Genomic DNA, 13,010 nt, shown 5'->3' with positions numbered 1-13,010 from the left:
ATATGATATCATAAATACAGCATGATGTTCCCCAAAAATGAGACTCTGGACGCTCTCCAGTAGGAAAGAAATATGACTGTTGAAGCCTATAAAATCGGCGTCTCGCTCGTCGCGGATGCCACGCAGGTTGTTGGCCCTGTTGGTGAAATGATCCGTGCATTGGGGCAACTGGCATCTGCTCAGAAAGACGCGCAGATGGGCTTCAACAACATGGTTTCGTCTCTGGGCGGTGCGCGGCGGCTGACCGCTGGTATGGCCTCGGACATGGAGCGTGCAGCACGGGCAGCGCGCACGATTGCCTCGGCATCTTCTAAATTCCGTGTGCCTGTTGCTCCACAAACTGGCGAGAGCGGCGGGGGATTTGCGCCGTTTGTTTCGCCTGCGCCCTCTGGCCGTGCGCGTGCGGTATCTCCTATTCCGCCATCGGCTACCCCAATTACGGATGCCGGGGGCTCTTACGTTTCTCCGTATTCTGCTGCGGCTATGAATGTGCCGGGGGCTCCTGTTCCGCTATTGCCGCCCCCGCAAACTGGAACCGCGCTTATTCCGCTGCCGGGGCAGGGCGATAGCATGGGGAATACGCCCAACTTTCGGCGGCGCGACAATCCCGCTGATTACCGCCCCAACTGGACGCAGAGCGAACCTGCCCCCGGCACGGCGCTTATTCCGTACCCGGGAAACCTGCGTATGGATGGCAAGTGGATGGGTGGCAACCAGACCTATGGGCCGTGGAAGCCGATTTCTAATGCACCTGCTGGCTCACCCGCTGCGCAAATGGCCGAGCGTGGCGCAACCATAGCAGCCGCAGCACGTCTGCCCCATTGGGTGGGGCCTCTAGCCGCTTATGAGGGTGCGCATAGTGTGGCGCACTTTGCCGCGAACGGGTTTGATCAGGCTGCGGGGTATGACCAGACATTCCGGGGGATGAGTGGCGACCCTGTGGCCGCGCAGAATATGGGGGCTATTCAGGCAATCGCGCAGCAATCCATGAAGGATAACCCGTTTCTTGCGCCTAATGATGCTGCCCGGATTGCACAGGAATCGTACGAATTGTCTGGGGGCGAAATGGGAGAGTCGCCACACATTGCCAGCCTTCTAAACCGGGTTGATAAGTCCTTTCTTTTGTTGGGCAAGAGCCCGGAAGACGCCATGCGGGAAAGCATTGCGTTTATTCGAGCTCAAGATATCGCCAACAGATTTTACGATAAGAAGACGGGTCAGTTTTCGCTCGATCGCGCAGAAAAAAGTACGAATACAGCGTTGGCTATGGTTATTGCCAATCGTCAGTTCATGCGCGGGCAGAACTTTCTGACATTCGCTAAGTCAGCCGGTGCGGCAGGAATGCGTATGTCTGATGAAGGGATGCTGAATATGGCGCACTTTATCGACGTGAACCCAGCGAACGCTTCTACAGCCGTTAAATCTTTTGAAGATTTATTTCTCGGCAACCATACCCGCATGAAAGACAAAGATTTTGCGTATTTTAGCCAGAAAAAGTTCGGATTAGTTGGTCGCAACGGTCAGTTTGTCGATCAGCAAATGATTGCCGAAGATCCGATTGGATGGATTACGAAGCATATCTCTCCTCTACTTAGGACACACCCTGAGTTAATTGGATATCTCCAGCGCATGAACATTCAGGGCTTGGCTAATGAGACAACCGGGGCAGAGGGGAATATTGCTCGGCAGGCTGCCGCAGTAAGGCGCACAGATGCAGCCAAAACGCTTGATGCTCTGGCGAAAGGTCCGAAAGCCGCCCAGTTGGCGATGGATACTTCCTTCGAACGTCTAGAGTTTACAATAGGCCGTATTACTCAGGGACCGTTTGTGAAGTCCATCAATCTGCTGACCCAAACCTTTAACGGCATGGCAGACTTCGCTGAGAAACATCCTGACGATATCCGCATGTTTGCCAATGATGTTTATATGTTGCTGAATGTGGTTACAGGTATCGGCAATATGATTGGGAAGGTTATGGATACCTTGCCGGGCTGGGTTAGGCGCTTGATTGAGTCTGGTGCGACAGGAGCAGCAACAGGCGCTGCGGCGGGGTCTTTCATTCCCGGGCTAGGCACGGCTGTCGGCGCTTTTGGTGGGGGGCTTATCGGTGTTGCGGCAGATACAATTAATGAAGGTTACCTCCAAAGCAATAACATTGCTCGCAGGGTAAATGTAACTCCGACAGGTGCATGGACGCCCCCAGTGCAAATGCGCAATCAACCTACAACAATTCAGGAAGGTGACACGCATGTATCTGTTTACCTAGATGGTAAGCAGATCGCCGGGCATGTGCAAAGTGTGGTTAGGAAGGATTATGACCGCGAAATGCGGGCAAGTAATGCTATGCCAGATCCACTTTCAACGCCACGGGTGCCGGGTGTTCCGGGCTGGTGATGATTGTTCCCCAAGGGTTTGGTATTAGTGTCCTTTGAACGCAAAAAAAAGAGCGTAATATGGACGATAAATCTATGTGGAGGACGGTAATTGCCGCAGTTGCAATTACTACAGTCGGAAGTCTCTATTTTTATAATCAATACAAAAATGAACACGCCAGTTCGCTTGGACGCCCCCAAAACGAGCAAGTGGCTCCGCAAACAGAGGGGAGACCGCTTGTTTTTTCAGGTAATGTTTTGCCATTTACGATTATTGAAGCAGTACGTAACTATACGAATCCCAGCGTTCCTGACGCCCAAATTTCGGTTATGATTGAAGATGGTGGGCGCATGGAGGACTGGGCGGCTACAGCGGCTTACCTTGCGCGTTTAGCAACAAAAAATGGTGCCGTTACTGGGAAAGTAAGGATTTTCTTAAATAATCCATGGGGGGATAGGGCACCTACAGAATATAAAAATCTTGCAGATGCTTATTTTGATCTGCGGCCAGAAGGAGAGCGGGTAGGGAGCGGATTTGATGTTTTCCCTGCCACGGAAATCGCGCCTTGGCCTCTCATGGTATATGATGAGTATGTTAACGAACTAGCTGACGCCATCCCCACGGGGTTATCTGATAATGCTTTGGAGCGTTTAAATAAAAAGCAAGAAGAAGCGGCAAGAAAATTTGTGGTCAACCGCTACCATTTGCCCTCATCATGGCAATATCAACCTAAAAGCACTTATATGCTATCTCAGGATTCCATTGATGGGAGGCGTATTGGCATAACTACCATTGAGAATAAAAACGATGTAAATAGTGCTGAAGCTTGTTTGCAAAGCGACAATGGCACAGATTTGGTTCGTGGATGCATTAGGTCTGGAGATTTTTCTTATATTTTGCCGGACGAAAAGCGGCGGCCACCGATTAACTTTAACGCACGCAATCTGATTGCATCGGATATTTCATCTTCGGATTCATGCGAAAGCTTTATCAAATTCATAGATATGCACAAAAATTTATCGCCCGCCGACACAAGCCATAATAATGTGTTTTTAGGGACATTGATGTTTTCTGCGCATATAGATGCTGACACAATTGGAAATGATTATCCCCGCCTTTTAATAGGGTTCCTTGCTCAGTGTCACGCAAACCCAAAATTAGATATAACAAGCGCTATGCGTTTAGCGGCAGAAAAAGCGGGGATGTCTATTCAAGAATAGGATCGCTCAAGCCTTATCACAACCACTGATCCACACCCCCATGCCGTGAACAAGTGCCCCGATGGTGCTGGCTAAAGCTGAACGTGCCATCGCCGCACTTTGCTGTGGCTCCTGATGGGGCTTGCCCGTTGCGAGTGTGCGCAGGGGAATGGATCGTGCGACCGTCTACGTTTCTGTAGTGGCGGTGTTCTTCTAGCTGGTTTTCATCGGGCTCTTGGTATTGGTATGGCGCAGTTTGTGTCTGCTGGCCTTGGTATGTCGATGGATCAAATGCGAGAGCTGGGGTGGCGAATAATGACGCAACAAAAGCCCCAGCCAGTAACCGCTTAAATATCGATTTTTTCATTCGAATCTCCCTTCCCGCAGAGTTTGCCTGTACGGGGAGGGTGCGCAATCTTAATTAAGGCTCGCTAGCCTCTATTTGTCTCTGATGAGCGATGCGCTGATTGGTGTGGAGGAATAGGCCATTCATTTTTCCCCGCATGCCCCGGCTTGCCGTGCGCCATATGTTGCTTGGCTTACTGTATATTTCTCCCCTGCACTTGAAGATAATTGCTGAATCAGCCCCTTACATGAGAACCCTGACATTTCAAGATATTGCTTTGCAGACCTGACTGCATTTTCATTCCAGTCTACAGTCAAGCTATCCACTGCAATGGTAGCATCGGATACTGAATAACCATCGCCAGCGTCAGATGATAACTGCTGAATAAGGCCTGCGCGTGAAAAGCCAGACATGTCTAAGTAATTTTTGGCAGATCTGACTGCATTATTTTGGGCGGCTGTTAAGTTATTTTGCTCAGCAGGAGTGAAGTCCTGCGCCCAACTCACCCATGGCATCGTAAGAACCGCGATCATAAGCAGTAAACGTCTCAAACCACCCTCCCTAAAACCCCCGCACCATAGCCGTACGGGGAGGGGTTGGGGAGTCAGGGGTTAGAAGGGGATTTCGTCGTCTAGTTCTTGGTCGGAAGCTTTGGGTGCCTCATCGCCGCATGGGGTATAGTAATTCATGCCGCAATCCCAATCTCTTCCGTCCTCTGAGAAATACAATTTTCCCTTTCTATCTATTGCCCCAGACTCATCTGAGTTTGTTACAAACCAAACATAATCTTTCCCGTATTTTATATTTGCCATTGCCCCATGAGAGGCAATTACATCTTTAGCTAATATCCTTAAATCTTTTTCACAATCAAAGGCTTCATGAAGTTTTTCAAGGATATCCTTTGTAGATTCCCGATCATCTAGGGCGAACTTAATCAGGCGTTTTGCGGCTTCCTCGTTTGATGGAAGATTTTGAGCATTTCTAAACCTACGCACACGCCAAACCATCGCAGGCGGGAGAAGCTGCTCAACTAGGGTTTTATCTGGCGCTTTGCTTTCGTCTTTCTTGAGCCCGACCTCAAGAAGTCTCAGCATTTCTGCGTTGAGGGAGTTACCGCGATCGTTAGCGGACGCGGTAAGACGCTCATGAAGCTCTTTAGGTACCCGCAAAGAGAATCGGAGTGTGGTTTCTTCTTCCATGGCTCCGACATAGCTCCTTTTTTCTTTTTTGTCTTGACGCCATACGTGGCATCAAATAGATCATGTTGATGGCATCACTGTGATGCTGAATTATGGAGCTATGACGATACAGAAAGAAAAAATAGGCGTAAAAACGAGTCTAAGATTATCCGACAGTTTACACAAATGGTTGGAAATGCAGGCGAAAAATAACGCCAGAAGCTTAAACACCGAGATATTGTTCCGGCTAGAAGCTTCTAAATTACGTGAAGAAATCGAAGAAACAATGAGGGCAGCGGGTACAAGTTTGGCGACCGAACCCGCTGCTTCATTTAGCAAATAGGATATATTCGCTATGACGAATGATAGCATGTCAAGAAAGCCTTTTTCAATACCGGTGCACACTCACCAAGTTTGCGGGAAACCCGTGCGTTATTTCGCACCGGTAAACGGTAGCCTTGATTTCCCGTTTGTATCTCTTGACGATCTACTTAATGCGATGCCGATTCCAGATGATCAGAAGAGGATTGTCGCGGACAAGTTGGCTGTTGGTGAATACGCTGACGCAGTAAGGGGGCATAAATACCCATGGCGGTCAGGCCACGATTGTTCCTCATTACATATACAATGGCCTTATTCACGCCTTTACCGAAAATGGGCTTATCTCTCCGAGGTTCGGTGCTCAGATAACGATAGGATCATACTCAGCCTTTAAAAACATCAATAAAGGAATGTCTGCACAGGAGCGCGTGTCCGCATTGTTTTCGATTGTTAAGCAAGATCGCGATGATGATGTGACAATTGAAGGGGGTGCAGCATGAGCCAGATCACAATCAACAACCACGAAATCAACGTGGTCGAGTATAAAGGCCAGCGCGTCATTACCTTCAAGATGATGGATGAGCTTCATGGACGAGCAGAGGGAACGGCGCGCAAGCGGTTCAACGATAACAAAGACCGCCTGATGGAAGGCGAGGATTACTGGAAAGTTAGCGCGTCCGAAATTCGGACGCACAAAATTTTGCAGATTTCAGCTAAGGCTACAGAAGACGTAACCCTTCTCACCGAAGCGGGCTATTCCATGCTGGTGAAATCCTTCACGGATGATCTGGCTTGGCAGGTGCAGAAGGAGTTGGTGAAGGGATATTTCCGGGCGAAAGGGATGATCTCTCAGAAAAAAGAGATCGACCACGTTACTCGTATTCGCAAAGCTATCGCCCTGCATGGCTCGGCTCTGGCCTTCAATAAACGCCAAGGGATGGATCTGACGCAAGCGCGATTGAAAGCGGTGGCCACGGTTAAGGAGCAAATGGGCATTGATCTTCCCAAGGAACTGGGATGGCAACCACAGCCATTAGCTGTTCAAGAGCGCACAATGAACGCTACCCAGATTGGTGCAGAACTGGGCATCAAGAACACCCAAGTTAACCAGCTTCTTGCCGGTCAAGGATATCATACCGGTTTGCGTGACGCGAAGCAGAGGCGCGTTTGGAAGCCTACCAATAAAGGAATGCCTTTTGGGCGTTACGAAGATAAGGCAAAGGCGCATTCCGCAGGGACTGTGCAGCCTTGGGTTTGGTATCCTTCGATAGTCGAGGAACTGCGCCCTTTCGTCCCAACACCAGCGTAAGCGCCGTAACGGCCAGCCACCCTTTCGAGGGTGGCAACGCTGGTGTGAGGATGGACGCCATCGCCATAGGGGTAGCATTCAGGGCTATGCTGGTGATAGCTCCTAAAATCATGGAGGGGAGGCAAGATGCCACGCGAGAATTCATGCAACTGCGAATAAAGATGGCAGCTCACGCCCTAACCCAACTCTGGCACGATCTTGAAGAAGAAGAGCGGGTAGGCGTGAAGGCGCTAGCTTGAGGGAGAGGGGGCGCCCTTTTGGGCCGCCCCTTTTGGGGGTGCGTAGATTAAGTTGCTTTATGAGCCCATATATATGAGGCTGGAATTGCAATCGATTGATTCTCATATGCAATCTGAATTTCGGATTGGGGGTTTACTTCCTTTTGCGAAGAGCCATCCAAAGAGCGATTTTTAACTATATTGGCAACAAGTATGATTCCTTGCGAGTCTATATGTGCTACACTGCCAATGTAAAAGGCTCCAAATTGCCAATACTGAGTATCGTCACCAAGCAATGACACCTTATCTCCCACTGAAAGTGAGAGTTTTTCTATTTTTCTTGGGGCAAAGAAATACATCATAAATATCCTTTTTGGGTATTTAATTAATAATTATATCGAATACTATAGGATCTGATACCAAATATGGGAATTGGTATTGAGGTAGTCAATAAATATTTGATCAAGATCGGCCCAACGGATAGGGTTGAAATCAGAGTATGGCTGAACCTGTCCATCAATTTGGATGATTTCTCCTTCGCTTTTCGTGACACTTACAATTGTTTTTCCAATTTGATTTGGACTTTTAGGAAGTGATCCCCTCCAGTGATCAAAGTAATTATCCATCAATGATGTGTCTTCACGACGAAATTGTATTGTTGCCATTTTATCTTCTCCCATTTTGCCTAATGAAGGCTGTACATCTACATCCAGCCGTACTAAGGAGAACGAATGACCCATTCACATCTTTTCCCCGCAGTTCTCGTGGAATGGGAGGACAGCGCGCAGCCTTCCTCGGCGTGGGGCTGGGTGGATGAATTATCCGATCCCTCACCGGTGCTTTGTCAGACAGTGGGTTTTCTAGTGAAAGAGACTGAGCATTGCTTGATTGTAGCCTTAAGCATTGGGGACGCCACAAGTAAGCGTCCCCAAGCCAACGGCGTTATGCAGATACCGCGTTCAGCCGTTGTGCACCTTACTTATTTGGCCCTTTGTGAGCGGGCTCATGCCTCATAACAGAAGCGGCAAGCTGCTTTGCCTGCGCGGGTGTGGCGCGGCCAGAATGCAGCACCTTTCCAGCAGTTGTTTTCACAGAAGAAGAAGTGCTTGGTTTTACGGGGCCACGGGCACCGCCAGATTTAGTCGCCATAGTTCATCATCCTTTTTAAGGAAGTTTTTAAGGATGAACTGCCTTGACCTATGCTACTGTAATCCCCATAGAGGGGGCGCGAGCGTTAAGCAGCATAACCACACAGCAGTTCTGTTTGTGGTGGGAAGAGAGGGGTAGGTGCCTAATCCTGCCCCTCTTTCTGTATCTGATTTTACTTATGCCCGTACTTTTGTTACTTGAGCAAGGGTACAGAATTGAATTTCCACGTAGAAAAATACTTTCTTTTTAGAAAACTGGCAGAAAACCAGAGAGTCTCGGAGAAAAGAATTTTCTTTCACGAACATTCTGGCAACTAAATCTAGAATTATATTGCATAGCAGATACTTAAAATCTGATGGCAGCCCAAAAATAACATCTGAGCCTTTCACCAAACCTTCAGCCCGTACTACGCTGTCTCCACCATTCAAGATCAGATGCAGGAAAAGGTTCTGTCAAAGGAGGAAGCTTCGCCATGCGCCACCGGATGAATAAAAGATAATAATAAAGGGTGATACCGTTTCCGATATCACCCCTGTCACTTATTTGCGACGGAATGGACGAGGTAAGTGACCGAAACGCTTACCATTTTTTATTTCTGAGATGCGCCCCGGGTTCACATCAAAGTCCGCGGCAATGCGGTTTAGAAACTCACCCGAAGCAATCCGCTTAATAATTATGGTTGCTTCTGCTTCAGTCAGCGTTTTAGATGGCTGCCGAGGGTTGTAATTAGGGATTACACTCATCGCGTTTTCTCTTTTTGGATTAAGAGAACCGCCCTTGACGCATGTTACTTGCGTTGGCATTAAGCCCACGCTATTGGCTTAGCAACATTTCCGCGACGGTTCCAACTGGTAGCGGAATAAAAGGGGGATGGCCTGGCCGGGCTGTCCCCCTTCTTTTGTCTAACAGCATAAATAACAGTACTTTAATTAAGTACCTAGACTGAATCGTAAAATTTTTTACGCTTCGTTTCCAAAAGTATCATACTACGTGTCCCATTTTTTGAGACAAAATGTCTCACTTGCACCTGCAATATAATGCTGCGCGGATTAGTGACACCACTAATTACTTACTAATCGTCCTTGCATTCCTTCGTGGATTGTACGATTTTCTCGTTATGCGCTCTCTATTGCTTATCCTTCCCATTCTTGCTCTCTCAGCTTGTTCTCATCCGGGCACCCCGTACGGGCGTGATTGGGGGGAAACGGACGCACACTGCATGCGCCGGGTAATGAGCGCCCCGAACGCACGTGGGCAGTTTAGTTTTGATATGGCGGCAAGCGTGTGTGGGCGCATTGAAAACCTTGCTACGCATTCTGTATTCACGGCTAAATCTTTGCCGTTGGATTTGCGATCTGATTCAGAATTGCAGCAGATGGCGGAAAATCCCGACATTAATGTGAAGCACAGAGCGTTCGTGCCGCGTAATTCTACGCAGCCGTTGCAGACGTGGCCGGTGTTTTCAAATCAGGGTGTTGTGCAATAGGGCTTGTACCCGCATGCGGGTTATGCCATATATCGGTATATCGTCGTCTGTTTTGTATCAAGCCGCTCCCATATGGAGCGGCTTTTTTTGTTAGCGCCATGGTCAGCCTGCTCAGCATTGAAAACGTCATTGGCTCTATAGGGCGTTACGGGACAACTGCGCCTGTTACTCTGGGTAGTGTGCCGCTGTATGGTATGGAAATTCCAGATGTTCTAACTAATGGTGGCCAACAAAGGCTTGAAGTGCATTGGTTGCCCGGTGGCACCAAGATTGTTGACCGACTAGGCAACGACCCGGCGCGGTTCTCATGGAATGCGCGCTTCACGGGCCCGAATGCGCTGGCACGCGCACAACTTCTCGCGCAGATGCGTGATGCGGGACAGCCGGTTCCATTTACGGGCCCAGGCATCAATGAAACGGTTATTATTGCTGAATATGCCTTTGATTATTCGCTTAAGGGCGCGATCATTCCGTATCGTATTCAGCTAGAGCGCCAGTCTACTTCGGCTGCATCTACCAGCACATCAACATCTGCACTTTCATCGCTGATCGGAGATGACGCGGCTAGTGCGTTTTCTGATGTGACGAGTGCAATCAGTGATGGCGCACAAACTCTTTCCAATATTTCTGCGCAAGGGCAGGCTGTTATCGGTCAGGTAATCCCGTTGGCAAATATGGTCGGCGCGGGCAGTGCTTTGGCATCCGTTAGTGATCAGTTGACTATGGTGCAGGGGCTATCGGGCGCGGGTATCAATCTGGCCTCTGCGCCCGATAATGTGGCGTCAATCGTGACAGGTTTAAAATCTACTGGTGCCAGCCTTTTGACCACCATTTCGCAATCTGGGGCGAATATTTCGGGAATTTCTATCCAGAATGGCCCTAGTCTTTCAGTGCTTACGGCCAATGCAGGCTTGCAAAGTTCTGCCGTTGATAGTGGAGCTTTGGTTAATCGCGGCTATGCTAACACTTTAACCGCTGGAGACAGTAGCGGAAACTGGCAACTTGTATCGGCAGCGGTGTAGATGGCGAATACTATTAAAGTAAGCGCGGCAGATGGTACTTTATACCACGTGGCCTGCCGCGAACTGGGAGATGCCACGCAATGGTGGCGGATTGCGCAATTGAACGGGCTAATTGATCCTGATCTTTCGCCTTTCACGATGCCTGTAACGCTCACGCTGCCTACACCTGATCAGACCCAGAATGCGGGCATTCCTGATTATACATCATGAGCGACATTACACAGGCGGTAACCGTTGTTGGTTCTAGTGCTGCTAATTGGTGCCGCGCGCCTCGTTGTAGGGTTCTGATTGACGGAAAATCCCGACAGGAAACACAGGCAAAACAGTTCTCCCTGATGAGAACACGATATTCTCGTGCGGACACTCTTACGCTGACATTTGCTGTTGACCGTCAGTTTTTGGCTTCAGCCAGAACGGGCGGTGTCGCCGGATGGTTTGATCAAGCGGGTGTGGCGAACGGCAAACCGGGGCCTGAAATCGATATTACACTGCAAATGCAGGACGCTGCTCTAGGTGGCGCGCAATGGGCGACGGTGTTTCAGGGAATGGTGACAACGGTTTCTTATGAACCGCTTATAGCCACGCTTGATATTGAATGTCGGGATTATCTAGCGCGGCTTTTGGACATGCGCGTTCTGGATGCATGGATGAACATGACGGGGCCGGAAATTATCAAGGATATGGCTTCTCGTGCAGGCCTAACGGCTGATGTGTCAATCTTTGGCAGTATGCAGGGGCAGTTTCGGCAGACAGAACACAAGCGTCATTCTGGGGTGAGTGGTAATCGCTTCCGCAGTGCTTTTGATCTAGCCCGGTATATCGCCAATAGTTCACAGGCTGATCTATATGTAGATGGCACGATGCTTGTGTGCAGACCGATGCTTTCGCCTTCGTCTGACGGTGCCGTTGTTCATAAATTGGCTTATGTAGATAGAAGTTCCAATGCTGCCATTCAGGCCGGATGCGGGAACCTTACTCTCAGGCGCGACTACCAGATTGCTAAGGGCGTGATGGTGCATGTTTTGTCTTGGGACAGTCGGCAGCGTACGAAGGTGGAATGGTATTTCGGCCCTGATGGAGGATCTGCCCGTAAGGCATCGGAATCTGGGAACCTGCATAGTTTCCAGTTTCCGGGGTTGCGTATGGATGAAGTGCAGGCCCGCGCTGAGCAGCTTTACCATGAAATTATCGCGCATGAGCGTGTGATTTCTTACGAAGCGCCGGGAATTATCGCCTTAGAGCCTCGGCAGTTCATGTCTCTGACTGGTACAAATTCCACATGGGATGGAACGCATGCCGTGGATGCAGTGACAACATCGTACGGTGAGGGCGCAGGCTTTCGGCAAAATGTGACATTGCGCAACCGCGATGTAACGCAGGACGAGACGCAGGAATATGATTGATAGAAGGCCAATGGCGTTTGCTGCTGGGGGCACTTATGGGCAGCAAGAAAACGGTCTGATCTCAGCAGTTGACCCGGTTACATATGACGTAAAGGTCAAGGTGATGCCAGGGGGCGTAGAAACGGGTTGGCTGCCGTTTGCCGCTGTGCAGGTCGGAGACTTGTGTATTTCGTGCCCGCCGAATGTGGGCGCACAGGTGCATTTGCTGCCGGTTTGCGGCGACCCTGAACATTCTGTTGTGGCCGCGCCTGTATTCTGCACTGTGATGTCGCCACCAGTATCGCCAGCGACAGGAAAGGTGGCTCAGCCGGGGGAATATCTCCTGATGGCTGGATGTGGCGCGCCACCTGTGGATGAAACTAGCCGTGAAAGAGGAGAGGCGGCATCTGCTGCTCCGTGGATGCACATCACGCGGGATGCACTCTATTCTGGAGCGGGGGATGTCACGACAGCCACCATTCAGGATGGTCGGCACCAATGGAAAGTTGGTGGGGTTACAGCCACGCTGTCTGCTTCTGGCTTTGATGTATCTGGTGGGAATATGACCACTGATCAGGATGTCAAAGCGGGCAATATCAGCCTGACCGGGCACGTCCACAGCAATGGCAATAAAGGCGAGAATACTGGGGGGCCAATTGGATGAGTTGCCTTTCCCACGAATGGGGTGGTGATCTACAAGTTGACGCTTCTGGAGCGCTTGTAATTTCCAGCAACCATGATGGCGTGCGGCAACGCTTGCTTAGGCGACTTATGACGCCACAGATGGGATATATCTGGCAGCCTGAATATGGCGCCGGGTTACCCCAAAAGATCGGCCAGATCATCACGGAAGAAGAGCTTTATGCACTCATCCGCTCTCAATGCGCCTTAGAAGTGGGAATTGATCAAACGCAGCCTGTGACTGTGACCCTGACTGATAATGGCGATGGCGGATTTTCCTGCCTGATTTCTTACACAGACGCGCAAACAAACAGCGTGCAGGCTCTAACGCTGACCTGACGGAATC

General features: G+C 49.8%; 17 protein-coding genes. 10 read left to right on the top strand and 7 right to left on the bottom strand.

Annotation, left to right across the window (positions count from 1 at the left end):
- The first annotated feature begins 72 nt into the window (after positions 1-72).
- Together FKW19_RS00355 and FKW19_RS00350 are read left to right on the top strand one after the other, a co-directional pair.
- The gene (locus tag FKW19_RS00355) at positions 73-2,394 is read left to right on the top strand and encodes a hypothetical protein (protein WP_089178524.1); all 2,322 of its coding nucleotides are present in this window, start codon (positions 73-75) and stop codon (positions 2,392-2,394) included.
- A 59-nt stretch (positions 2,395-2,453) separates the two neighbouring features.
- A complete protein-coding gene (locus FKW19_RS00350; RefSeq protein WP_087635441.1) occupies positions 2,454-3,593 on the top strand; it encodes a hypothetical protein in 1,140 nt (379 codons plus the stop codon).
- 16 nt (positions 3,594-3,609) lie between these two features.
- Here the strand turns inward: FKW19_RS00350 and FKW19_RS00345 are convergent, their stop codons facing one another.
- The 3 genes from FKW19_RS00345 to FKW19_RS00335 form a co-directional block, all read right to left on the bottom strand.
- Positions 3,610-3,939, bottom strand: a complete 330-nt coding sequence (locus tag FKW19_RS00345) for a DUF3761 domain-containing protein (protein WP_089178525.1) — start codon at positions 3,937-3,939, stop codon at positions 3,610-3,612.
- A gap of 122 nt (positions 3,940-4,061) precedes the next feature.
- Positions 4,062-4,469, bottom strand: a complete 408-nt coding sequence (locus tag FKW19_RS00340; RefSeq protein WP_199798458.1) for an Ltp family lipoprotein — start codon at positions 4,467-4,469, stop codon at positions 4,062-4,064.
- A gap of 60 nt (positions 4,470-4,529) precedes the next feature.
- Positions 4,530-5,117, bottom strand: coding sequence for an Arc family DNA-binding protein (locus tag FKW19_RS00335; RefSeq protein WP_089178526.1), 588 nt, complete (start codon positions 5,115-5,117; stop codon positions 4,530-4,532).
- Between the two features lie 100 nt (positions 5,118-5,217).
- Here FKW19_RS00335 and FKW19_RS15510 point away from each other — a divergent pair, with 100 nt between their 5' ends.
- Both FKW19_RS15510 and FKW19_RS00325 read left to right on the top strand, forming a co-directional pair.
- Entirely contained in the window at positions 5,218-5,439 is a 222-nt protein-coding gene (locus FKW19_RS15510) for a hypothetical protein (protein WP_193561039.1), read from the top strand.
- Positions 5,440-5,913: 474 nt separating this feature from the next.
- Positions 5,914-6,726 (top strand): ORF6N domain-containing protein, encoded by an 813-nt coding sequence (locus tag FKW19_RS00325; protein ID WP_089178528.1) that lies wholly within the window; start codon positions 5,914-5,916, stop codon positions 6,724-6,726.
- 286 nt (positions 6,727-7,012) lie between these two features.
- Here FKW19_RS00325 and FKW19_RS00320 read toward each other — a convergent pair whose 3' ends face one another.
- From FKW19_RS00320 to FKW19_RS00310, 4 genes are all read right to left on the bottom strand, one after another.
- Positions 7,013-7,306, bottom strand: coding sequence for a hypothetical protein (locus tag FKW19_RS00320; RefSeq protein WP_089178530.1), 294 nt, complete (start codon positions 7,304-7,306; stop codon positions 7,013-7,015).
- A gap of 42 nt (positions 7,307-7,348) precedes the next feature.
- Positions 7,349-7,684, bottom strand: coding sequence for a hypothetical protein (locus tag FKW19_RS00315; protein ID WP_089178531.1), 336 nt, complete (start codon positions 7,682-7,684; stop codon positions 7,349-7,351).
- A 235-nt stretch (positions 7,685-7,919) separates the two neighbouring features.
- The gene (locus tag FKW19_RS15285; protein ID WP_162870735.1) at positions 7,920-8,093 is read right to left on the bottom strand and encodes a hypothetical protein; all 174 of its coding nucleotides are present in this window, start codon (positions 8,091-8,093) and stop codon (positions 7,920-7,922) included.
- Between the two features lie 539 nt (positions 8,094-8,632).
- Positions 8,633-8,896 (bottom strand): hypothetical protein, encoded by a 264-nt coding sequence (locus tag FKW19_RS00310; RefSeq protein WP_123809123.1) that lies wholly within the window; start codon positions 8,894-8,896, stop codon positions 8,633-8,635.
- A gap of 428 nt (positions 8,897-9,324) precedes the next feature.
- Here FKW19_RS00310 and FKW19_RS00305 point away from each other — a divergent pair, with 428 nt between their 5' ends.
- From FKW19_RS00305 to FKW19_RS00280, 6 genes are all read left to right on the top strand, one after another.
- Positions 9,325-9,579 (top strand): hypothetical protein, encoded by a 255-nt coding sequence (locus FKW19_RS00305; protein WP_238331234.1) that lies wholly within the window; start codon positions 9,325-9,327, stop codon positions 9,577-9,579.
- A 98-nt stretch (positions 9,580-9,677) separates the two neighbouring features.
- A complete protein-coding gene (locus FKW19_RS00300; RefSeq protein ID WP_089178535.1) occupies positions 9,678-10,601 on the top strand; it encodes a hypothetical protein in 924 nt (307 codons plus the stop codon).
- On the top strand, positions 10,602-10,811 hold the full coding sequence (locus FKW19_RS00295; protein WP_089178536.1) for a hypothetical protein: 210 nt from the start codon (positions 10,602-10,604) through the stop codon (positions 10,809-10,811).
- Entirely contained in the window at positions 10,808-12,004 is a 1,197-nt protein-coding gene (locus FKW19_RS00290; protein ID WP_089178537.1) for a hypothetical protein, read from the top strand. Before FKW19_RS00295 ends, FKW19_RS00290 begins: the two co-directional genes overlap by 4 nt.
- Entirely contained in the window at positions 11,997-12,647 is a 651-nt protein-coding gene (locus FKW19_RS00285) for a phage baseplate assembly protein V (RefSeq protein WP_089178538.1), read from the top strand. Before FKW19_RS00290 ends, FKW19_RS00285 begins: the two co-directional genes overlap by 8 nt.
- Complete coding sequence (locus tag FKW19_RS00280) at positions 12,644-13,003, top strand: hypothetical protein (protein WP_089178539.1); 360 nt, start codon at positions 12,644-12,646, stop codon at positions 13,001-13,003. Before FKW19_RS00285 ends, FKW19_RS00280 begins: the two co-directional genes overlap by 4 nt.
- Positions 13,004-13,010: the final 7 nt, after the last annotated feature.

It is taken from the genome of Acetobacter sp. DmW_125128 (assembly GCF_008704325.1).
GTDB lineage: Bacteria > Pseudomonadota > Alphaproteobacteria > Acetobacterales > Acetobacteraceae > Acetobacter > Acetobacter oryzifermentans.
Note: the sequence above shows the minus strand (reverse complement) of the source record. Positions and strands in the feature narration are given on the sequence as shown.